The organism is Micromonospora sp. WMMD980, from assembly GCF_029626035.1.
Lineage (GTDB): Bacteria > Actinomycetota > Actinomycetes > Mycobacteriales > Micromonosporaceae > Micromonospora.
The window spans coordinates 1,117,187-1,137,995 of the sequence record NZ_JARUBE010000003.1 but is presented as its reverse complement, the minus strand read 5'-3'; the positions used below and the strand labels follow the sequence as shown (position 1 = coordinate 1,137,995).

The window sequence follows — 20,809 nt, the reverse complement described above, 5'->3', positions numbered from 1 at the left end:
GAGCTGGTCGGAAAGGGGCAGGCGCCGCCTCAACCGCGGGGGAACCGAGCGCTGGATGCCTCCGACCGACTCGTGGCACGCTCGCGATCGGGTACGCAGACGCGGAGAGCGGGACGTCCACGCCGCCCTTTCACAACAGAGACGAGGATGTTGTCATGACCGCCACGTATACCTGGGATGTCTTCTCCACCGTCGACGGCTACGGCTCCTACGACCGGACCGGCGACTGGGGCGGCTACTGGGGCAAGCAGGGCCCCGAGTTGCTCGAACACCGCGCTGCCCTCTTCGGCACCCCACAACGGATGGTCTACGGCGCCACCACTTTCCGCGAGGTCGCACAGATCATGACCTCGGGCCTCGACCCTCACTCCTCGGACGAGTGGAACGTCCGGCTGATGCGCATGCCCGCCACCGTGATCTCCTCCACGTTGCACGACACCCTCGGCTGGCCGGACGCGACCATCGTCAGCGGCGCGGCCGTGGACATCGTCGCCCAGCTCAAGCAGACGTCGGACGTGCCGCTACGCTCGCAGGCCAGTCTGTCGCTGAACCGGGCGTTGATGGCCGCCGGACTGGTCGACCGACTCCAGGTCACCGTCTTCCCCGTCATATCCGGAAGGAGCGGAACGAGCCCCGTGCTGCGCGGCGCCGACGACTTCGACCTGGAGCTGCTCGAGAGCCGGACCCTCGACGGCCGCACCCAGGAGCTCGTCTACCGCCCCACGCTCCGATGATCCGGAGACCCACGATGCCGGACTCGGCGTGCCCGAAGTACCGATCGATCAGCCGGCAAGCTGACGCCGGCGCGGCGCCATACCCCCGAGAAGCCGCTCGCGCCGGTCGTGCCAGGCCAGTGAGTCGGCGATGCCGGTGGCGAGGTCACGTCGTGCGCGCCAGCCCAGCAACTCACGGGCCCGGCGACCCCGGGCGTACGCGCCGGCGGCGTCACCGGGCCGACGCGGCGCCTCCCGAACCAGGACCGGCCGGTCGACCACCGCGTTGAACGCCGCGACCAGTTCCAGCACCGTGGTGCCGGTGCCGCTGCCCAGGTTCACAGCCACGTGCGGAGCGGCACCGACGGCGAAGATGTCATCGAAGCGTTCCAGTGCCCGCAGGTGTGCCGCAGCCAGGTCCCAGACGTGCACGTAGTCGCGAAGTCCAGAGCCGTCGCGGGTGGGCCAGTCGAGCCCGTTGACCGCGAACGGCACACCGGCTCGGTGCGCGAGCATCAGCCGGCCCAGGGCGTGCGACGGCACGGAGGTCTGCAGCCCGGTACGCATCGCCGGGTCCGCGCCGATGGGGTTGAAGTAGCGCAGGGACAGCACCCGCAGCGGGCTGCTGGCCGCGATGTCGGCGAGCATCCGCTCCACCACCAGCTTGGTCTGCGCGTACGGGCTGCCGGCCGCCAGCGGCGACGTCTCGTCGACGCCGAGCTCGGCGTCGGGAGCGTAGATCGCCGCCGACGAGCTGAAGATCAACCGGTGTACGCCGTGCGCCAGCAGCCGGTCGACGAACTCCAGCGTCGCCGAGACGTTGGCCCGGTAGTAGTCCACCGGGTGGGCCACCGAGTCGGGCACCGCGATCAGCGCGGCGCAGTGCACCACCGCCCCGATGTCCGGATGTCGGCGCAGCACGCGGTCCACCGCGTCGGCGTCGCCGATGTCGCCGAGCTGGAACGCCCGTCCGCGGCAGAACTCACGCCGCCCGGTGACCAGGTTGTCCAGCACCACCGGCGTGTGTCCCGCATCGGTCAACGCCGAGGCGACCGTGCTGCCGATGAACCCCGCTCCACCCGCGATCAGCACCTTCACCAGCAGACCTCCCCCGGTGACCGCCACCACGACCGGTGACGCCGCCACCTGCATCCTGACCACAGGCCACCGCCCCTTGCCGGCGAATCGACGGATCGGCGCGTGCACGGCGAGTTCGACGGATGTGCATGACTGGCGGGGCGTTGCGCGGGTACGCGGCGGCCCGGGTCGGACGACCCGGCCGAATCGGGAGGCAGCATGACGCAGCAGCGCATCGGGGTCGCGGTGGTTGGACTGGGTGGCGCCGTGGCGACCACGGCGATAGCCGGGGTGGAATTGCTACGACTGGGCATGCGGGACATGGCCGGGCTGCCGCTGGCACACCGCACGGATCTGGTGCCGTACGAGTCGATGGTCTTCGCCGGTTGGGATTTGGCGCCGGACGACCTGGCCAAGGCGGCGCACGTGCACCGCGTGGTCGAGCCGGCTCAGCTGGACACCGTCGCCGGTCCGCTCGGCCGGATCAGCCCCTGGCCGGCGGTGGCGGACCCGGCATACTGCCGCAACGCCACCGGCGCCAACGCGGTGCCCATCGGGCCGTTGCGGGAGCGGGTGGCGCACCTGCGCGCCGATCTCGCCGGGTTCCGGGCCGAGATCTCCGCGCACGAGGTCGTCGTGGTCAATCTGGCCTCCACGGAGGCGCGACCGGACCCGGCGTCACCGGCGCTGCGGAGCCCGGCCGCGTTCGAGGCCGGGCTGGACGCCGACGATCCGGTGATCACTCCAGGACTGCTCTACGCCTACGCGGCGATCCAGGAGGGCTGCCCCTACGTCAACTTCACGCCCGGTCTCGGCGCCGACGTGCCGGCTCTGCTCGAACTCGCCGAACGGGCCGGGGTGCCGGTCGCGGGCAAGGACGGCAAGACCGGTCAGACGCTGGTCAAGACCGTGCTCGCACCGGCCTTCCGATCCCGCGCGTTGACCGTGGAGGGCTGGTACTCGACCAACATCCTCGGCAACCGCGACGGGCAGATCCTGGACGACCCGTCGTCGCTGGCGAGCAAGCTCGACACCAAGGGTTCCGTGCTCAACCAGATCCTCGGCTACGACGTCGAGGACCACGTGGTGCGGATCGACTACTACCGACCGCGAGGCGACGCGAAGGAGGCCTGGGACAACATCGACCTCGTGGGCTTCCTCGGCCAACGGATGCAACTGAAGGTCGACTTCCTGTGCCGGGACTCGATTCTCGCCGCGCCGCTCGTGCTGGACCTGGTGCGGCTCATGGCCGAGGCCGGCCGCCGGGGTGAGCGCGGCGCGCAGGAACAACTCGGCTACTTCTTCAAGGCGCCGGTCACCCGGGACGGGCGGACGCCGGAGCACGCGCTGCACGCCCAGGAGCGGGCCCTGCTGGACTGGCTGGACGCACCGGCATGACCACCGCGCTGGCCGCCCCACCGGTCGACCGGCTCGCCGTCTCGGTGCCCACGCTGCGGCAGGTCGGGGACCTGAAGCGGGTCCGGGTGGCGCACGCCGACGGCTCGGCGGCCGAGCGGGCGTTCCGCCGGGCCTGGGCGGCGCTCGCCGCCGGCGCCGATCCGGCGGACGTGGCCGACCGGGAGTGCGCCGCCGCGCTGGCCGGCGCCCGCCTCGGCGGGCTCGACGCGGCCACCCTCGGCGACTGTGGCCTGGCCCCGGCCGAGGTGGCGAGCGTGCTCACCCGGGCCGCCGCCGAACTCGACGGCGCGCTGCACCCGGCCACCCGGCGCCGGATCCGGGCCGCGCTGGCCGACCCGGGCGGCGGGACCAACCCCGATCCGCCGCTACCGGGGTTCGCGGTCGCGCTGTGCCGGCAACCCCGCGCCGGCGCCACCGCCCCCGGACGTGCCCGGCTGGTGGTGGAGCCGCCGGAGAGCCACGCCGACCACTGCTGGGCCGTCGGGGTGTACGGCGCGCTGCTCGCCGACGACGTCGGCGCCGACCCGGCGGAGGCGTTCCTGCTCGGCCTCGCGCACCATCTGCACAACGCCCGGATGCCGGACGCGGGCTTCGCCGGTGAGCAGTTGCTCGGTGCGTACCTCGATCCGGTCGTCGATCGGCTCACCGCGCTGGCGCTCACGGAACTTCCGGGTCGTGTCGCAGCGCGGGTGGCCGCGTTGTTGCCGGCCCGGGCGGACGCGGGCACGCCGCTCGGGCGGGCCTTCCACGCCGCGGACGTGCTGGACCGGGTGCTCCAGGTGCACCACCACGCCCGCGCGGCGGCGTTCACCGCCGAGCAGGCCCTGGTGGACCTGGCGCTGGTGCACGACGGCCCGGTGGTGGACTACCACCGGTCGGTGCTGCTGGCGGCCGGGCTGTGAGCGCGTCCCCCGCCGCGCCCGTCGGCGCCGCTCTGCGGTGGCGCGGCCCCGACGGCACGACGCTGCACCCGGACACCCGGCACACGCTCACCGACGGTGTCCGCCGCTGGCCGGTGGTCGAGGGCATCCCGTGGTTGCGCCCGGGACGCGAGGACATGCGGGAGCGGGCGGTGGCCGCGCTCGACGCGGGCGAACCCGACGCCGCCGCCGTGCTGCTGCTCGGCGATGCCGACGACTGGTGGGAGGCGGCACCACCCCCGCCGGAGCAGCTACGCGCCGCGCTGCGTGCCGGCACCCTGCGCGAAGCGGTCCGGCTACTCGGTCTCGGTCGGGTCGGGGTGTACTTTCTCCATCGCTGGTCCGATCCGAGCTGGCTGGCCGCCCTGGCGCTGACCGCCGCACACCCGCCGGCCGGCCGGCCCGTGGTCGACCTGGCCTGCGGCGCCGGGCACCTGCTGCGTCACCTGGTGCGGCACGGGCACCGGAACGCCGTCGGAGTCGACGTGGTCTTCGCGAAGCTGTGGCTGGCCCGCCGGTTCGTCCTCCCGCCCGGCGCGCCGGTGTCCCTGGTCTGCGCCGACCTGACAGCCGCCTGGCCGCTGCCACCGCCCGCGGCAGCCCGGCACGTGGCCTGCCACGACGCCCTCTACTTCCTTGCGGACAAGGCCGCCGCGGTGGCCGCCGCCCTGGCCTGCGCCGGGCCCGGCGGGGCGCTGCTGCTGGGTCACCTGCACAACGCGCGGCACCCCGCCGGCCGGGCCGGGCTGCCGCTGCCCGCCGAGGACTGGACCGCGCTGCTGCCGGGGGCCACCGCGTATGCCGAGGAGGAGCTGACGGCCGCCGCGGTCGCCGGCCAACCACCCGGACCCGCGGGTCCGGCGGCGCTGGCCGGCACCGAGGCCGTCGGCCTGGCCCGGGACCCCGCCGGCGCGGCAGCCGAGCCAGGGCTGCTGCAACCTGATCCGACGAGCCCGCTGCGACCGAATCCGCTCTATGTCGACGGCACCCGCCGGTGGCCCGATCCACGCTGGGCCGAGGAGTACGGCGGCCGGGCCGCCACCTACCTTCCGGAGCGTTGGCCCGTGGAGCCGGGCCCGGACGCGGTGCGGCGCCGGCTGCTGCTCGACCTGCCCGAGCGGTGGTGACCATGCGGCCGTTCGGATGGGGGGTCGTCGGCTGCGGGTGGGTCACCCGCGACCACGTCGTGCCGGCGATCCGCGCGGCGGGACACCGGCTCGTCGGCGCCTGCGACAGCGACTCCGCCGCCGCCCGCGCGCTCTCCCCCGACCGGCTCGCCACAACCAGACTGCACGAACTTCTCGACCACCCCGAGGTCGAGGCGGTGCACGTGGCGACGCCGAACCACACGCACGCCGACGTGGTCGCGGCGGTGGCCAAGGCGGGCCGGCCGGTGCTGTGCGAGAAGCCGCTCGCGGCCGACCTGCCCGACGCCCGACGGCTGGTCGACGCGGCCGGGGGCACGCTCGCCGGTGCCGCGTTCGACCAGCGGTTCCACCCCGCTCACCGGCGCGTCGCCGATCTCGTCGCCGCCGGTGACCTCGGCACCGTCACGGCCGTGCGGATCGTCTACGGCTGCTGGCTGCCGCCGGAGTGGAGCCCGGACGGGCGGCCGCACGACAACTGGCGGGTCGACCCGACGCGCTCCGGCGGCGGCGCGCTGGCCGACCTGGCCCCGCACGGCGTCGACCTCATCGGCGTGCTGCTCGGCGACGACCTGGCCGAACTGACCGTCCGTACCCAACGTCGGGTGCACCCGTACGGGGTGGACGACGGGGCGCTGCTCGCCGGCGTCACCGGCGGCGGGGTGCTGGTGCAGGCGCACGTCTCGTTCAACACCGCCGACCCGCTGCCCCGCCGCCGGCTGGAGGTCGTCGGCACCCGCGCCCAACTCGTCGCCGTCGACACCCTGGGTCAGACCGCCGGCGGCACGCTGACCCGACTCGACGCCGGTGACGGCGCCGCCGAGGCGGTGCCGTTCGACACCGGGTTGGGCCCGTTCACCGCGCAGGCGCACGCCTTCGCCGCCGCCGTCCGCGGTGCCGACTGGCAGTGGCCGCTGACCCGCGACCTGCATCTCTACGAGCTGCTGCACACCGCCGCCGGAAGGAACTGACGTGCCTCTGCTCCCGTACGCCTGCGCCAACTGCGGCCACTGGCAGCGCTGGTTCGCGCGCCCGCCGTCCTGCCCGGTCTGCACCGACGTGCGCAACGCGCTGCCCTCCGACGGCTGGCGGTTCCTCAGCGCGGACGAGGTGGCGGTGGGACGGCAGGCCCGCTCGGCCGTCGTCGCGCCAGGGGTGACCGGCTACTGGAGCGAACCGCGGCTCGGCCTCGGCAGCACCGGCTGGGTGATCGAGACCGATGTCGGCCTGGTCGGCTGGGAGGCTGCCGGTTGGTATCCGGCCGCGGCCCTCGCCGACCTGCGCGCCCGCGGCGGCCTGGTGGCGCTCGGCGCCAGCCATGTGCACGGGTACGGCGCCCTGTGGCAGCTCCAGGACGAACTGGCCCCACCGGTGCTCGCCATCGGCGTCGACGACCTGGTCTGGACCAAGGCGTTCCAGGTCACCTGGCCGACCGACGACCGGCAGCCACTCGCGCCCGGGCTGACCATGTACCGCACCGGCGGCCACTTCCCCGGGCACAGCGTGCTGCACGACGAGCGGCGCGGAATCCTGTTCGTCGGCGACCTGATCAAGGTGGAGCTGGCCGGGGAGACGCCGGTGGCACTGTCCTGCCACAAGGCCTACCACGCCCAGATCCCGCTCTCGCACGCCGAGCTGCGCCAGGCGCGCGACCTGGTCGAGGAGTTGGACTTCGACGCGGTCGCCACCCCCTTCGAGTACGCGGCACCCGTCGCCCGCAAGCAGGTGCTCGCCCTGTTCGACCGGCACCTGCGCGGGCAGCCGCTGGCCGGCCCCATTCCGATCGAGGAGCTGACATGACCCGAGCGGTCGAACCGCGTACGCCCACGACCTCGGTCCGGTCGGTCGCCGACCGGCTCGCGGACGCCCTGCCGGCCGGCGAGGTGGACGACTTCGACGTGTCCGGGCTGGACCGCCTCGGTGTGCCGGTGATCTCCGCCGACCACCTGGGCGCCGGCTGGCCCCGGGCCGCCGCCGTCGGCTACGGCGCCACCGTCGAGCAGGCCCGCACCGGCGCGTACGGGGAACTGGCGGAGGCCCTGCTGCTGCACGGACACCTGCGGGCGATGACGCCGCGCCGGGCCTCCTACCGCGAGCTGCGCGGCGCGGTCGGGCCGGACGGGGTGGTGGATCCCCGATCTCTGGTCCTGCCGGCCGGGACGGTGGTCGACGACGACCAGCCCCGCTGCTGGCTGCCCACCACTCGTTGGCGTACCGGAGAGACGGTGCTGGTGCCGGCCGAGTTCTGCGCCGCGGACGGCGCCGACCTGCCGTGGCAGGACTCGGCCGAGCGGCTGATCCCGGTGATCACGAACGGTTCCGGCGCCGGCGACACCGTCGAGCGGGCGGTCGCGCACGGTCTGCTCGAGCTGCTCCAACGCGACGGCAACACGACCGCGTTCCGGGCCATGGACGCCGGCGTCGTGATCGACGTCGACGAGATACACGACCCGGTCGTCCGGTTGATGCTGGACCGCCTGGCGGCAGCCGGCATCGAGGTGCTGCCCAAGCTCGCCTCGACCGCGTTCGGCCTGCCCGACGTGCACGTGGTCGGCATCGACCGACAGCCGGAGACACCGGCGCTGGCGGTCACCGCCTGCGGGGAGGCCGTGCACCCGGACCGGGAGGTCGCCCTGCGCAAGGCGCTGCTGGAGTACGTCTCGTCGCGATCCCGCAAGGTCTTCTCGCACGCGCCGCTGGACCTGCTGCGGCCGATCGCGCCGGAGGAGTACTGGCGGCGGGAGTTCGCCCGGCCGGCCGAGGCGCAGGAGAGCCGGGCGATCACCGCCATGCGCGGCTGGACGCACCTCGACGGCGCGCAACTGCTCGCGCTGCTGGAACCGGTGGTGCTGGCCCGCCGCGACAGCGTGCCCCTCAGCGCGCTGCCCACTGTCGCGCCGGGCAGCCTCGACGACCAGGGCGCGCTGCTGACCGAGCTGCTGCGCCGGCTCGCCGACTTCGACGTGCTGGTCGTCGTCGCGCCCGGGGAGGGAGCGACGGTGGCCAAGGTGATCGTGCCCGGCCTGGAGGCGGAGACCATGTCGTACGGACGGATCGCGGCGCGCGGGATCGAACGCCTGCGGGAGCGGGACTCACCGCTGGTCGGTCTCGGGACGCCGCCGCACGCGGGTGCCGCGCCCGTGGTCCTCGACGAGGCCGGCCGGGAACGGCTCGGCACCGCCGACGCCTGGCTCGACCTGGCGGCGGTGGCCCGCACGATCGGCCCGCTCTATCCGCTCTACCGGGAGCCCACCCGGCACGCCGTGCAGCGGAGCGGGCGATGAGCCTGCGCTACGCCTACAACACCAACGGCCTGACCTCGCACCGCCTCGACGACGCGCTCACCCTGCTCGCCGACTGCGGCTACGACGGGGTAGCGCTCACCCTCGACGTGGCACACCACGACCCGTTCGCGGCGGACCTGGCCGCACGGACCGACCGGCTGGCCCGCCGGTTGCGGGCGCTCGGACTGGCGAGCGTGGTCGAGACCGGCGCGCGGTTCCTGCTCGACCCGCGACGCAAGCACCACCCGACCCTCGTGTCGCTGGACGAAGCGGATCGGGCCCGGCGGCGCGACTTCCTGCGCACCTGCGTGGACGTGGCGGCCGGCCTCGGCAGCGAGGCGGTGTCGTTCTGGGCGGGCGTCCCGGAGCCCGGCGCCGACCGGGACCGGTGCTGGCGCCGGCTCGTCGACGGAGTCGACGACGTGGTGGAGCACGCGCGGCGGCGCGGGGTGCGCTGCGCGTTCGAGCCGGAGCCGGGAATGCTGGTCGAGGACTGCGACGACTGGGCACGCCTCGCCGCCGAGGTACCCGGCCTCACCCTGGCCCTGGACACCGGGCACTGCCTGGTGTCCGGCCGTCACGAGCCGGCCGCCGCGGTGCACGCGTTCGCCGGCCGGCTCGGCGCCTGCGCCGTCGAGGACATGCCGCGCGGTCGGCACGAGCACCGCGCGCCCGGCGAGGGCGACCTCGACTTCCCGGCCGTGCTCGGCGCGCTCACCCAGGTCGGCTACGGCGGTCTGGTCAGCCTCGAACTGTCCCGCGACGCGCACCGGGCCGACACGCTGGTGCCCGCCGCGCTGGCCGCGCTGCGCGACGCGGAGCGGGCTGCGGCGAGCCACGCGGGGCGGTCCGCGGTCACCGCGGAGGCGGGCGCGTGAGGATCTGCTTCGTGTCCCGCCGCTACTGGCCGGCGGTGTCCGGCATGAGCGCGTACGCCGAGAACCTGCTGCGGCACCTGGTCCGTGCCGGCCACGAACCCACCCTGATCTCCCAGTACCGAGCCGACCGGGCGGGTCGTGCCGTGTACGGCGGGGGACCGCCCCCACCGGAGCGGGTGCCCGCCGGCGTCGAGGTGCACGCGTTGGAGGCGCGTGGTGAGCAGGCCGTGGTCCGCGGCGAGCCGGCCGACTTCGAGGCCGACGTCGACGAGATGACCGAGACGATCCTGCGGCTGCACGCCCGCCGGCCCTTCGACGTGCTGCACGCCCAGTACGCCTATCCCAACGGCCTCGCCGTGCTGCGCGCGGCGCGCGCCGCCGACCTGCCCGCCGTGGTGTCCGTGCAGGGCGGCGACGGACACTGGGTGGGCACCTGCTGCACCACCCACCGGACGCTCGTGCGGGCCGTCTTCACGCACGCCCCGGCCCTGCTGATCGGATCGCCGTCGTTCGCCGCCGAGGTGTGCCAGCGTCACGAGCTGGATCCGGCCCGCTTCACCGTGGTGCCGGGCGCCACCGACGCCGAACGTTTCGTACCGGTGACCGACCCCGGCCGGGTCTCCGATCCGGCGGTGCTGCTCTACCACGGTCGCATCGACGCCCGCAAGGGCGTGCTGGACCTGCTCGACGCGGTCGCCAAGCTGCGCGCGGACGCGGTGCCGGTGCGGCTGCTGCTCTCCGGGATCGGCCCCGACCTGGACACCGTCACCGCGCGCATCACCGAGCTGGGGCTCACCGGCGTGACCGAACTGCTCGGTGCGGTGCCCTACGAGCGGGCCCACGAGGTCTACGCCCGGGGTGAAATCTTCGTGAGCCCGACCTACGCCGAGGGCTTCTCCAACACGATCCTGGAGGCGATGGCGAGCGGCCTGCCGGTCGTCTCGACCGACGTGGTGGGCGTCCGCGACTGCGTCCGCCCCGACGAGAACGGGGTGCTGGTGCCGGCCGGGGATCCGGCGGCGCTCGCCGGGGCCGTCCGCCGGCTGCTCGACGACCCGGCGCTGCGCCGCCGGCTCGCCGCGCAGGCCCGCCGGGACGTCGAGCGGCGGTGGAGCTGGCCGGTCGTCGCCGACCAGATCGTCAGCGGGTACGACAAGCTGTCCCGCGACGTGCCGGAGATCCCCGATCCGCCGGTGGACCCGACCTGCCGCTTCCGCGCGGCCCCGCACCTGCTGTGACCGGCCGCGATGGCCGCGCCGCCGCGATGGCCGCCGGCGACGCGCGCCGGATCGCCGGACGTGCGGTGGCGGTCAGCCCGCACCTGGACGACGCGGTCTTCTCCGCCGGCGGCACCCTCGCCGCGCTGGTGGCGGCCGGGTGGGCCGTGCGGGTCGTCACCTGCTTCACCGCGACCGTTCCCGACGCGTCGGCGTTCGCCCTGGCCTGCCAACTCGACAAGGGACTGCCGGCCGACGTCGACTACATGGCCCTGCGCCGCGCCGAGGACCGGACCGCCTGCGCGGTGCTCGGCGTGCGCCCGGTGCACCTCCCGCTGGCCGAGGCACCCCACCGGGGGTACGCGGACGCGGACGCGCTGTTCGCCGGTGTCCGCCGCGGCGACCCGGCGGTCGAGATGCTCGGGCCGGCGCTGGAGCCCTACCTCGCGGACGCCGACCTCGTCCTCGCGCCGCAGGCGCTCGGCGACCACGTCGACCACCGGATCGTCGCGGAGACCGTCGCCGGGATCGCCGCCGACGCGTTCTGGTGGCGCGACGTGCCGTACGTCGCCCGCCGACGGGCGGCAACCCCTTGGCGGTGCGTGCCGGCCGGCGTCGAGGTGGCTGTCGACATCGCCGATCACCTGGTGACGAAGGTGGACGCCGCCGGCCGGTATCGCAGCCAGCTCGCGTTCCAGTTCGGCGACGCCGGGGCGGCGGTCTCGCTGCGGGACCTCGCCGTCGCCGAAGCCACCCGCCTCGACGTCGCCGGCGCGGTGGAGGCGCTGCGCGGCCCGACGGCGGATCGACTGCCGATTGGTGGCAGGTCGGTGCCCAGCGCGGCGGTCGGCCCGCCGTGACGTCCTCCGACCGGCAGTGGCTCGCGCTGCCCATCCGCCGGGTCAAGACTCCTCCACGATCGGCGACCGGATCGGCCTTCTCGCGCCGGGCAAGGACCGCGTCCCACCGGCCGGCACGCTCGGGTGTCGCCGGCGCCGCAGCCGTCGAGAGGGGCCATGGTGAGCAGCACCTCGTCGTCGAATCTGGAGGTCAGTCGCGGGGGGTGGGTCCACCGGCCCATGACGCCCCGGCGGCGCGACGAGCCACACCGCTCGGCCACACCGCTCGAACTCCTGTTCGACCTGGTGTTCGTCGTGGCGGTCGCGCAGGCCGGCGACCGCCTCGCCCATGCCGTCACCACCGGGCACGCACTCGACGGTGTGGTGGCCTACGCGATGGTGTTCTTCGCCATCTGGTGGGCCTGGATGAACTTCAGCTGGTTCGCCTCCGCCTACGACACCGACGACATCGGCTACCGGCTGCTGACCTTCGCACAGATGACCGGGGTGCTGGTGCTCGCCGCCGGTGTTGCCCGCGCCTTCGACGACCAGAACTGGACCCTCGTCTTCGTCGGCTACGCCATCATGCGTGCCGCCCTGAGCATGCAGTGGCTGCGGGCGGCCCGCAACGAGACCGACCGGGCACGGCGCACGGCCCGTCGCTACGCCGTCGGGATCGTCGCCTGCCAGTTCGGCTGGCTGCTGCCGCTCGCCGTACCGGTGCCGGTGAAGCCGTGGCTGTTCGTCACCATGGCCGCCGCCGAACTCAGCGTGCCTCCGGCCGCCGAACGCGGGCGGCCCACCCCGTGGAACCCCCGACACATCGCCGAGCGGTACGGCCTGTTCACCATCATCGTGCTCGGTGAGACGATCGCCGCCGCCTCGGTGGCGCTGCAGTCCGCCGTGGACGGCGCCGACCAGCTCGACCAACTGTTGCCGATCGCGGCCGGTGGCCTGTTGATCGTCTTCTCGTTCTGGTCGATCTACTTCGCCGTGCCCGGGCGCGACCGCCTGCTCGACCGCCGATCCGGCTTCAACTGGGGCTACGGCCACTACGTGGTCTTCGCCTCCGCCGCGGCGGTCGGCGCCGGCCTGGAGGCAGCCTTCGAGCACGCCGTCGGACGCGGCACGGCCGACGTGACCGCCGTCGCTGTCGCGGTGACCGCGCCCACCGCCATGTTCCTGCTCGCCGTCTGGCTCCTGCAGACCCGCCACTACAAACGAGGTCGGACAGAGCAGCTCATCGCACCGACCGCGGCCGCGCTCACCCTGGCGGCAAGCTTCACCGGCCCACTCGCCGTGCCCCTGGCCGGCCTCGTCACCGCCGCCGCGGTCGTCGCCAGTGTCAGCGTCGTGTCACACCGTTCCCACCGACGCCGCCACCGCCACTGATCACCGCCTGTCGTCCGACGTCACCGGTCGACGAGCACGGTGAGCAACGCCCAGGCGGCCTGGCCGACGAGTCCCGTCGCCGCCACCACGACCGCATACCGCCCCGCCCGCAGCATCGTCGCCGGCCGGGAGGACTCGCGATGGGCGAGGATCGCGTATCCACCGGCAGCGGCGCAGGCCAGGGCGATCATCCACCCGGCGAACAGCAGACCCTCGGGCAACGGCAGCGCCACGGTGAACCTTCCGACGGCGGAGTGCTCACCGCCATTCAACGCCGCTCGTTCCCCGTGCGGGCCACCGCACGGTGAACACCGTCCGAACCGGTGGCGACGCGGCCGTCATCCCTGCCGGTCAAGCGTGCTCGCGTCGGTGGGGCAGGCTCGGTCAGGTGCGGTCGACGACGAGGTCGGAGACTCCCGCGACCGCGTCGACGTCGTACCGGTCGGTCGCGGTGTCCCAACCGCTGGGCGTGAGCACCGTGCCGCCGGCCACTCCAGTTCGCTCGGCACCGTCCACGCTCATCCGGCCGGCACCGCCCGCCACCCGAACCCGCACCGGCGCGTCGCCGGCCAGGTGGACCAGCAGCCGACTCGCCCCACCGGTCATCGCCAGCCGCACCGTACGCTCGGCGGGCGGCAACGTGACCTCCGCGCGGCTCGTGCCGGCCGTCAGCTCGACCTCCTCGATCCGGCCGCCACGCAGGTCGAGCACCTCCTCCTGGGCGCCGCCGCCGAGCCGGACACGCCACCGCACGTCGTCGTGCAGCGCCACCTCGACCAATGCCGGACCCGCGCCGCCGGCGGCGGCAAGACCAGCCGTCACGGTGCCGTCGGACACCGACACCGCCGGCCGGACCTTCGCGCCGGTCGGCGTCGACACCCGGTACAGGTCGTCCCCGAGATCGGCGGTCCGCACGCGCACCACGTCCGCGCCGTCGACCAGCACGAAGACGGCGGAACGCAGGTCACCCCGATCCGCCGCCACGGTGTGCCGATCCTCGCCACCGGGACTGCGGTCGGTCCGCGCGTGGCCGTCGCCGCCGGCGCCCGGGCGGCCGGCGTCCCGTGGCTCGCCGGCCCGGCAGCCGCCAAGCAGCGCCGCTAGCAGGAGAAGCCCCACGACTCCTCCACCCGGCCCGCGTTCGATCATCCGCCGCACCATCCCAACCGTCTGCGTCACGCCCCGGTTCCTACCCCGTCGCAGCGTGGGCGACTCCCCCGGCGTGCGACGCCTCCCCGGAAGGTTCTCGCCGCCCCGACGCGTCACCGGACGGTAGGAGTGGGCTCCACCCGGACGGGGCACTGAGCCCCACGTGAGCACGTCCGCCGGACACGTGCCGTCGAGGAGAGGAAGAGGATGCGACGCCCCACCGTCATGCTGGCGACAGCCCTGGTCATCCTCGGGACAACCGGGCTGAGCGGCTGCACCGGGGAGGAGACCGCCGCCCCGGCGGCACCCACGACGCCGGGCACCGCCACGACCACGGGCACGCCGAGCCCCGCCACGCCGACCGCCGGCGCCCCGGGCAGTGGCACCGGGCCGGGCTGTCCGGCGAACGAGGATCGGATCCCGCCGGGTTCCCGCAGCGTATCGACGGGCGACCTCGACCATGACGGCCGGCGGGACACGCTGTTCCTGGTCGATGACGGGGAGAACCGCATCGGGGTCCGGACCGCGACCGGCCTGACCACCTCCACCCGCTTCTCCGTCGCCGAACCCAGCGAACTGGAACCGCACGGCTTCATCGTCGCCGACGGCTCGTCGTTCATCCTTCTCGGCGGCTCGCGGCAGGCATACCTCTTCGCGTTCGTCGGATGCCGAGTGGTCGTGACGCGCAACGCCGAGGGCGAGCAGTACCGGTTCGACAACGGGTTCGCCCGGTCCGGCACCGGCGTCGGATGCGTACGCGGGAGCGACGGCCTGACACTGGTCGGCCTTCGAGCGGAGAGAACGACCGACGGCGACAGGTACCAGATCCGCCGCACCGTGATCGAACCGATGCAGCTCGGCCGGTCCGCCCGCAATGGGCCGACCAGCGTCAGCGAGACCGGCCTGACCCGCGAGGCCGCCTTCGACAAGGTTCGCACCGGCTATCCGTGCTGAGGCATGTGCTGCTGAGGCCGTAGCCGGTAATCGATGTCTCTCCCCGGCGGCCGGAGCGGGCCGTCGGCCGCCGGGCAGGCGCGCATGAGCCTGCGGTGCAACGGTGTGCCGGTGCACGACGACACCGAGGTCACCGGCCCGCGCGGCGGTGGCGCCGCCGAGACGGCAACCGGCGGGCGACTGCGGCTCCGGGATCACGGAGCAGACGTCCGGCAGCGCAGCAGCTGGCGCGAACCGCTGACCTGAGGTTCGTCGGTCAAGGCGGAGCGGGCGGCCGCCCTCGCCGTCACCAGACCATGAACCCATCCATTTTGCTCGATAGATTTCGTCGACGGCAAGGCCGGCTGCGACAAAAAGCGCCAGCCATGGAATCGACTCCAATAATTGTTACTAGCCAGTAGACGACGTGTTACGAAGTGGGCCCCATCCCCCTGGAGGTCCCGCATGACCCGTCGCCCCCTGGCGCTTCTCGGCAGTCTCGCCACCGGCCTGCTGCTCAGCCTCGGTCTCGCCGCCCCCGCCTCCGCCGCCGGCACGGACTACACCGCCCTCGGCGACTCCTACTCCTCCGGTGTCGGCACCAATAACTACGACAGCGGCAGCGGCTCGTGCCGGCGCAGCCCGCAGGCGTACCCGAGGTTGTGGGCCAACAGCCACGCACCGGCGAGCTTCCAGTTCGTCGCCTGCTCCGGCGCCACCACGCGCGAGGTGCTGAACAACCAGCTCGGCGCGCTGAACACCGGCACCGACCTCGTCACGATCTCGATCGGCGGCAACGACGCCGGTTTCGCCGACGTCGTCACCACCTGCCGCCTCGGCTCGGACAGCGGATGCCTCACCGCCGTCAACAACGCCAAGTCCTACATCACCAACACGCTGCCCGGCCGCCTCGACGAAACCTACCGGGCGATCCGCAACCGCGCGCCCGGCGCGCGGGTTGTCGTGCTCGGCTACCCGCGCCTGTTCGAACTCGGCTCCTGCGGCTTCGGCAGCATCAATGCGTACAAGCGGGGCCTGCTCAACGGCGGCGCCGACACCATGTCCGGCGTCATCTCCGGCCGCGCGTCGGCGGCCGGCTTCACCTACGCCGACGTGCGGGGCCGCTTCGCCGGACACGGTGTGTGCGCCAGCAGCCCGTGGATCAACGGCACAACCTGGCCCGTCGTCGAGTCCTACCACCCGAAGGCCAGCGGCTACTCCGGTGGATACCTACCGGCGCTCACCGCCGTCACCGGCTGACCGAGCGCCTCCGGCCCGACCGACCGGTCGGGCCCGAGGCGCTCCGGGCCTCAGCGTCCGACCGGATCTGGAGCGTCATCGGCTACCGGATCCGGAATGCGTTCCCGCCGGAGCGTCGGGCCGGATCGCGACCCTCCCTGCCCGTACTCATCCCGAAGTCGATCCCGGCTGGCGCGACGCGACCCAGGCCGGGTACAGCCCCGCGTTGCCGCTTCGGTGCCGCCCGCAGGTGCCCCGGCACGGCCCGTGCCCAGCGACCAGGGATGGGCGCAGGCGGCGCGACAGCCGCCCATGACGGAGCCTCCTGAACCGGTCGACTCCGGACCGGCCCGTCACGCCCACCAGCGGCCGGGACCGATGGATCGATCGGACGACGAGTCAGCCGCCACGTCCGCCGAAGCTCGTTCCACTTCGCCGGGCGAGCGCAGGTAGGACACCGGCAGGCAAGCCCGCACGATTCGGTAGCCCAGCGGGGGCAGCAGGATACGTGGGGCCGCAACGACGCAGAGCGCCATGCCGCCGGCTCCGACCGTCGCGTCGCCACGGTCACTGGCCCACGCGTCGTGGGTGTCGCCTCACGGTTCGGGTAGGCGGGACATGACCCGCCGCTGGAAGCGGATCTGCGCCACGAAGGCGAGAACAGCGATCACGACGCCGGCGCCGATGCCCGTCACGAGTGCGGTTCTGGCCAGAGCCAGCAGCAGCGCCACGGCAGCCCGGCGAGCAGGGAATTGATCGCTGCCACCATGGCGGCAGCGGTGTAGAGCATCGCGAACCGGCTCGGCGGCACCCCGGTCGCCGCCCAAGCCGCTCGTGCGTTGCCGCCCGGGGCGACGGCGTCGGCGAAGAACTGGCCGTCCGGCTCGAACTGCTCGTGGTAGTACGCGCGGATGCGACGGATCCGCTCGAGGTCCACCGCGTTCTCCACAATCCACCGCCGCTGAAGCCGAACCTTCCACCCAGCGTGGCGGCGGGGTCGTACGCCTCCCACAACATCTCCAGCACCGGAGAATGCGACTCGCCCATGCGCGGTATCCCACCACGCTCTGCCGAGGTGTCACCCGGGTGGCGGCTCATCGCCTACCACCACTCGGCAGCCGCGCTCGCTCCCGAACGGTACGGGCGCGGGCGAGCGCCGTGATCGTCGCCGTCGACGATAGACCCATCCGTCAGGCAGCCGCCTCCGAATGCAGTTCATGGCCTTCGATTACGGTCCGTACACCCGCGGGACTGCCCGCCGCGGCGACGGCGTGGACTACGACGTCTTCCGACGCCAGCCTCTCTCGCCCGGGGGGCTACGCTGCCTGCGCCATCTGTGTGACCTCTGCCATCCGCACGACCTGCTGGTCGCCCCGGCGCACACCGAACCCACCGACACAGCCATCCTGACCAGATGGATCTATGAGAAGGACTGGCATCGGGAGGCGCTGGCCAAGGTACTCACCGCACACAACGTCCCGACCGGCACGCCGCCTGCGACAGCGGCGCCGTGCAGGATCGGTCGACGTGGTCGCCGCGGGCCGGCCCGGTGGGCTCTACGCCATGGCGTCAGCGGTGACGACGCCACCGCCATCCGGATGACGTGGGGCGCGATCAACGAGTGGATGACCCACAGCTGCTATCACCGGCTCGTCCTACGGGAGGAGCACCCCGTCCTGACCCACGTCCTGCACCGGGTGACGAGTCTGGAGATGCGACATGCCGCCTACTACGCAGGCCAGGCCCACGACCGACTGGCCCACTCGGCGCGCGTCCGTCGCCTGACCCGCTTCGCGCTGCGCCACTTCTGGGCACCGGCCGACGCGGCGAGGATGCCTCGGGTCGAGACCTCACACCTGATGCGGTACCTGCTCGCCGACGAGGCCGGTTGGCAGGAGATCCGCCAGCTCGACGACCGGATCGAGAGGCTGCCCGGGCTCGCCGGCCTGGGATTGGTGCGTCGGGCGCTCCGGCGATACGGAGTGGTCGATCCGTCGACCCGGCGAGCATGACCGGCGGTGTCCGCGCGCGTCGTCGTGAAGGTCGGAGACCGACAGGTCACGGGTGAGGGTCGGAGACGCGGGGTCGACCTCACGTACCGCCGGAGGGACCCTTCGCTCCGGACGCTCCGCCTGCGCCCGGGAACGGGGTCATCACGGCGCGACGCGACCGCTACCCGCGACGAGTCGCCGCGCTCCGACGGCGGCCACGAGCATGACGACGCCTGCTCCCGCCGCGACTCTGACGCTGCGCGGCCTGCCCATGTGGCCAACGCGGTGGTCAGCAGACCCCAGCCGGATGCCGCGGCGAGCGGCAGTGCACCCCGCCGGCTCCGGGCGACTCCGGCGGCCAGCGCGCCGGCAGCGGCGAACAGGCCGGCCGCGGATGCGGCCACCGTGCGCGGGGCGGTCCTGCTCCCGCCGGAGGCGACCCTTACCGCCGCGACATTGACCACGCCGGCCAGAGCTGTCCAGCCCAGGAGCAGGCCGGCACTGGCCGACGGGACGGCCGTCCACGCCGTCGTGGGGGTGGCGCGCTGCAGGCGGACGTGAGCTGCGGCGGCGAAGCCGACGGCCACGGACAGCAGGAGCGGCGTCGCGGTGAACCGATCACTCTGCGCGGCGAGTGACCAGGCGGTGTTCGCCGCGTAGGCACCGGCCAGGGGCCATCCGCTGCGGCGGCTGACGGGATGGCTTCGACCATCGGGCAGGCACTGACCGACGGTCGACAGGGCGCATCCGGCGAAGATCGGCGCCCAGATGACGAAGGCGTAGCCGGGTGGGGTGATCACCGTGTCGTACCGGCGGGTCTGTTCGCCCCTGCCGAGCAACGGGCCGAGAACGGGTACGGCGATGAACGCCGCACAGGCGCCGCCGAGGGCCAGTGATCGCACCCGATCGTCCACGTCTCCTCCGATCGATCGGCATGTCCGGGCGCTCGCCCTGGCGTCGACGATAAGCGAAGGAGCAGGTGACACGGTGCCACCGCGACAGGCGGGTGACCCGGTCGCCGGTCGAGAAATGTGCGACTCGGCACCAGTCCGGCGGGTGGTGGGCGACGAATCCCTCCCGACAGCAACGACACCAACGCCGTGACCAGGCGGAGACGGAGACCTGTTGTGAGATCTTCCCGAGCCCTGCTCGCCCTGCCCGTGGCCGCGCTGGCTCTCTCGGTTCCGGGCGTCGCGCACGCCGGCGAGAGCGTGCAGGTCCAGTTGCAGGATCTCAACGAGACCGGCGCGACCGGAACCGCGACGTTGACCGCGACGGACGGAGGTGACCTGAAGGTCATGATCCGGTCGACGGGCATGACGCCGAACTCGCCGCACGCCCAGCACGTGCACGGTGCGGTCAACGGCATGGACTTCCACTGTCCGGACAAGTCCGCCGACGCCGACGGCAACGGCTACGTCAGCACGGAGGAGGGCCTGAAGATGTACGGCGACATCTTCATCTCGCTGACCACCACCGGGGACACCACCAGGGCCAGTGGACTGGCGGTGGACCGGATGCCGAAGGCCGACGCGCGAGGCAACCTCGACTACGAGCGCACCATCCCCGCCGCCGAGCTGCCCGCCGGCACCATCGAACACCTCAAGGACCTGCATCTCGTGCAGCACGGCATCGACGCCAACAAGAACGGCACGTACGACATGGAGGCGCTCGGGGAGTCGACGTTCGCGAAGTCCGTCGGCGTCAACGGCATCCCCGCCGAGGCCACCGACCCCGCGACGTGCGGCATGGTCAGCGGCGCGGCCGCCGGCTCCGTACCCGCAGGGGGTGTCGCCACCGGCGACGGCAGCACCTCCGGCGGCGTGCCGGTCATGTGGTCGGTGGGGGCTCTCGCGCTGCTCGGCGCCGCCGGTGCGGTCGTCTCCCGCCGCCGGCTCGCCGGCGGGTGCTGAACCGGAAGGCGGTCGGGATGAGCACCGGCGACGCGCGAAGGCCGACCGGCCGCCGTCGGGAGCGCGCGAGGCTCCTGGCGGTGGCCGGCATCCTCACCCTGACGGCGGCCGTGACGTTCGGGTTCGCCGTCGCCCAACCGGGCGGAGAACCACCCCGACCCGACGTCTCGGCCGCGGAACCGGCCGCCGACCCGGCAACCCGGCCGGGCGAGTTGACCTCGGGTCCGCTGATGGCCTCGTCACCCCCGACGCGGGTGTCGATCCCGTCGCTGCGGGCCACCGCGGCAGTCCTCGCCCTCGGCCTACAGGCGGACGGGGCGATGCAGGTCCCGGACAGCGCCGCCGACGTAGGGTGGTTCACCAGGGCGCCGACGCCCGGAGCACTCGGCCCGGCCGTGCTCGCCGGCCACGTCGATTGGAAGGGCCACCGCGGAACGTTCTTCGACCTGGGCAGGCTGGCCGTCGGCGCCGACATCACGGTCGAGCGGCAGGACGGCAGCAGCGCGACGTTCACCGTGACCAAGGTGGCGCAGTATCCCAAGGACCGCTTCCCCACCGACGAGGTGTACGGGGCCGTCGACCACGCGGCACTGCGCCTGATCACCTGCGGCGGCGAGTTCGACGACAAACGCCGGCACTACCGCGACAATGTCATCGTCTACGCGCGCCTCGCCCATGCCCATCCCGCATAGCACGTCGG

Annotated in this window: 21 protein-coding genes; 17 read left to right on the top strand and 4 right to left on the bottom strand. The window is 73.5% G+C overall.

Annotated features, from left to right (window positions below):
- Window positions 1-155 precede the first annotated feature (155 nt).
- The gene (locus tag O7618_RS05825; protein ID WP_278104931.1) at window positions 156-734 is read left to right on the top strand and encodes a dihydrofolate reductase family protein; all 579 of its coding nucleotides are present in this window, start codon (window positions 156-158) and stop codon (window positions 732-734) included.
- Window positions 735-782: 48 nt separating this feature from the next.
- Here O7618_RS05825 and galE read toward each other — a convergent pair whose 3' ends face one another.
- Complete coding sequence (gene galE, locus O7618_RS05820; protein ID WP_278104930.1) at window positions 783-1,859, bottom strand: UDP-glucose 4-epimerase GalE; 1,077 nt, start codon at window positions 1,857-1,859, stop codon at window positions 783-785.
- Between the two features lie 150 nt (window positions 1,860-2,009).
- Here galE and O7618_RS05815 point away from each other — a divergent pair, with 150 nt between their 5' ends.
- The 10 genes from O7618_RS05815 (at window position 2,010) to O7618_RS05770 (ending at window position 12,884) form a co-directional block, all read left to right on the top strand.
- Window positions 2,010-3,188 carry an inositol-3-phosphate synthase gene (locus O7618_RS05815; RefSeq protein WP_278104929.1) on the top strand — a complete coding sequence of 393 codons (1,179 nt, stop codon included), beginning with the start codon at window positions 2,010-2,012 and terminating at the stop codon, window positions 3,186-3,188.
- Window positions 3,185-4,111 carry a hypothetical protein gene (locus tag O7618_RS05810; protein ID WP_278104927.1) on the top strand — a complete coding sequence of 309 codons (927 nt, stop codon included), beginning with the start codon at window positions 3,185-3,187 and terminating at the stop codon, window positions 4,109-4,111. Before O7618_RS05815 ends, O7618_RS05810 begins: the two co-directional genes overlap by 4 nt.
- A complete protein-coding gene (locus O7618_RS05805; protein WP_278104926.1) occupies window positions 4,108-5,256 on the top strand; it encodes a class I SAM-dependent methyltransferase in 1,149 nt (382 codons plus the stop codon). Before O7618_RS05810 ends, O7618_RS05805 begins: the two co-directional genes overlap by 4 nt.
- 2 nt (window positions 5,257-5,258) lie before the next feature.
- Entirely contained in the window at window positions 5,259-6,245 is a 987-nt protein-coding gene (locus tag O7618_RS05800; RefSeq protein WP_278104924.1) for a Gfo/Idh/MocA family oxidoreductase, read from the top strand.
- A 1-nt stretch (window position 6,246) separates the two neighbouring features.
- Entirely contained in the window at window positions 6,247-7,074 is an 828-nt protein-coding gene (locus O7618_RS05795) for an MBL fold metallo-hydrolase (RefSeq protein WP_278104923.1), read from the top strand.
- Window positions 7,071-8,558, top strand: coding sequence for a YcaO-like family protein (locus O7618_RS05790; RefSeq protein ID WP_278104922.1), 1,488 nt, complete (start codon window positions 7,071-7,073; stop codon window positions 8,556-8,558). The genes O7618_RS05795 and O7618_RS05790 overlap by 4 nt, the downstream gene beginning before the upstream one ends.
- Window positions 8,555-9,436, top strand: coding sequence for a sugar phosphate isomerase/epimerase family protein (locus O7618_RS05785; RefSeq protein ID WP_278104921.1), 882 nt, complete (start codon window positions 8,555-8,557; stop codon window positions 9,434-9,436). The genes O7618_RS05790 and O7618_RS05785 overlap by 4 nt, the downstream gene beginning before the upstream one ends.
- Window positions 9,433-10,674 carry a glycosyltransferase family 4 protein gene (locus O7618_RS05780; protein ID WP_278104920.1) on the top strand — a complete coding sequence of 414 codons (1,242 nt, stop codon included), beginning with the start codon at window positions 9,433-9,435 and terminating at the stop codon, window positions 10,672-10,674. The genes O7618_RS05785 and O7618_RS05780 overlap by 4 nt, the downstream gene beginning before the upstream one ends.
- Window positions 10,671-11,513, top strand: coding sequence for a PIG-L family deacetylase (locus O7618_RS05775; protein WP_278104919.1), 843 nt, complete (start codon window positions 10,671-10,673; stop codon window positions 11,511-11,513). Before O7618_RS05780 ends, O7618_RS05775 begins: the two co-directional genes overlap by 4 nt.
- Before the next feature lie 219 nt (window positions 11,514-11,732).
- Complete coding sequence (locus O7618_RS05770) at window positions 11,733-12,884, top strand: low temperature requirement protein A (protein ID WP_278104918.1); 1,152 nt, start codon at window positions 11,733-11,735, stop codon at window positions 12,882-12,884.
- 20 nt (window positions 12,885-12,904) lie between these two features.
- On the opposite strand, the gene O7618_RS05765 is transcribed toward O7618_RS05770, so the two are convergent.
- The gene (locus tag O7618_RS05765; RefSeq protein ID WP_278104917.1) at window positions 12,905-13,117 is read right to left on the bottom strand and encodes a hypothetical protein; all 213 of its coding nucleotides are present in this window, start codon (window positions 13,115-13,117) and stop codon (window positions 12,905-12,907) included.
- Window positions 13,118-13,268: 151 nt separating this feature from the next.
- Window positions 13,269-14,063: a hypothetical protein gene (locus O7618_RS05760; protein ID WP_278104916.1), complete on the bottom strand. Its 795-nt coding sequence runs from the start codon at window positions 14,061-14,063 to the stop codon at window positions 13,269-13,271.
- A gap of 177 nt (window positions 14,064-14,240) precedes the next feature.
- Between O7618_RS05760 and O7618_RS05755 the strand changes: the two genes are divergently transcribed.
- The 3 genes from O7618_RS05755 to O7618_RS05745 all read left to right on the top strand — a co-directional run bounded on the left by O7618_RS05755 (window position 14,241) and on the right by O7618_RS05745 (window position 16,226).
- Window positions 14,241-14,987, top strand: coding sequence for a hypothetical protein (locus O7618_RS05755; RefSeq protein ID WP_278104915.1), 747 nt, complete (start codon window positions 14,241-14,243; stop codon window positions 14,985-14,987).
- Between the two features lie 84 nt (window positions 14,988-15,071).
- Window positions 15,072-15,233: a hypothetical protein gene (locus O7618_RS05750; protein ID WP_278104914.1), complete on the top strand. Its 162-nt coding sequence runs from the start codon at window positions 15,072-15,074 to the stop codon at window positions 15,231-15,233.
- A gap of 198 nt (window positions 15,234-15,431) precedes the next feature.
- Window positions 15,432-16,226 carry an SGNH/GDSL hydrolase family protein gene (locus O7618_RS05745; RefSeq protein WP_278104913.1) on the top strand — a complete coding sequence of 265 codons (795 nt, stop codon included), beginning with the start codon at window positions 15,432-15,434 and terminating at the stop codon, window positions 16,224-16,226.
- Between the two features lie 670 nt (window positions 16,227-16,896).
- Here the strand turns inward: O7618_RS05745 and O7618_RS05740 are convergent.
- A complete protein-coding gene (locus O7618_RS05740) occupies window positions 16,897-17,142 on the bottom strand; it encodes a hypothetical protein (RefSeq protein ID WP_278104912.1) in 246 nt (81 codons plus the stop codon).
- 271 nt (window positions 17,143-17,413) lie between these two features.
- Between O7618_RS05740 and O7618_RS05735 the strand changes: the two genes are divergently transcribed.
- The 3 genes from O7618_RS05735 (at window position 17,414) to O7618_RS05725 (ending at window position 20,801) form a co-directional block, all read left to right on the top strand.
- On the top strand, window positions 17,414-18,217 hold the full coding sequence (locus O7618_RS05735; protein ID WP_278104911.1) for a hypothetical protein: 804 nt from the start codon (window positions 17,414-17,416) through the stop codon (window positions 18,215-18,217).
- A 1,106-nt stretch (window positions 18,218-19,323) separates the two neighbouring features.
- The gene (locus tag O7618_RS05730) at window positions 19,324-20,109 is read left to right on the top strand and encodes a hypothetical protein (protein WP_278104909.1); all 786 of its coding nucleotides are present in this window, start codon (window positions 19,324-19,326) and stop codon (window positions 20,107-20,109) included.
- Between the two features lie 17 nt (window positions 20,110-20,126).
- A complete protein-coding gene (locus tag O7618_RS05725) occupies window positions 20,127-20,801 on the top strand; it encodes a class F sortase (protein ID WP_278104907.1) in 675 nt (224 codons plus the stop codon).
- Window positions 20,802-20,809 lie beyond the last annotated feature (8 nt).

Excerpts from the sequence above, each read along its gene's own strand:
- O7618_RS05800 (WP_278104924.1), top strand. The coding sequence starts at position 5,259 with ATGCGGCCGTTCGGATGGGGGGTCGTCGGCTGCGGGTGGGTCACCCGC.
- O7618_RS05785 (WP_278104921.1), top strand. The coding sequence starts at position 8,555 with ATGAGCCTGCGCTACGCCTACAACACCAACGGCCTGACCTCGCACCGC.
- O7618_RS05750 (WP_278104914.1), top strand. The coding sequence starts at position 15,072 with ATGAGCCTGCGGTGCAACGGTGTGCCGGTGCACGACGACACCGAGGTC.
- O7618_RS05770 (WP_278104918.1), top strand. The coding sequence starts at position 11,733 with ATGACGCCCCGGCGGCGCGACGAGCCACACCGCTCGGCCACACCGCTC.
- O7618_RS05755 (WP_278104915.1), top strand. The coding sequence starts at position 14,241 with ATGCGACGCCCCACCGTCATGCTGGCGACAGCCCTGGTCATCCTCGGG.
- O7618_RS05825 (WP_278104931.1), top strand. The coding sequence starts at position 156 with ATGACCGCCACGTATACCTGGGATGTCTTCTCCACCGTCGACGGCTAC.
- O7618_RS05725 (WP_278104907.1), top strand. The coding sequence starts at position 20,127 with ATGAGCACCGGCGACGCGCGAAGGCCGACCGGCCGCCGTCGGGAGCGC.
- O7618_RS05745 (WP_278104913.1), top strand. The coding sequence starts at position 15,432 with ATGACCCGTCGCCCCCTGGCGCTTCTCGGCAGTCTCGCCACCGGCCTG.
- O7618_RS05810 (WP_278104927.1), top strand. The coding sequence starts at position 3,185 with ATGACCACCGCGCTGGCCGCCCCACCGGTCGACCGGCTCGCCGTCTCG.
- O7618_RS05735 (WP_278104911.1), top strand. The coding sequence starts at position 17,414 with ATGCAGTTCATGGCCTTCGATTACGGTCCGTACACCCGCGGGACTGCC.
- O7618_RS05790 (WP_278104922.1), top strand. The coding sequence starts at position 7,071 with ATGACCCGAGCGGTCGAACCGCGTACGCCCACGACCTCGGTCCGGTCG.
- O7618_RS05815 (WP_278104929.1), top strand. The coding sequence starts at position 2,010 with ATGACGCAGCAGCGCATCGGGGTCGCGGTGGTTGGACTGGGTGGCGCC.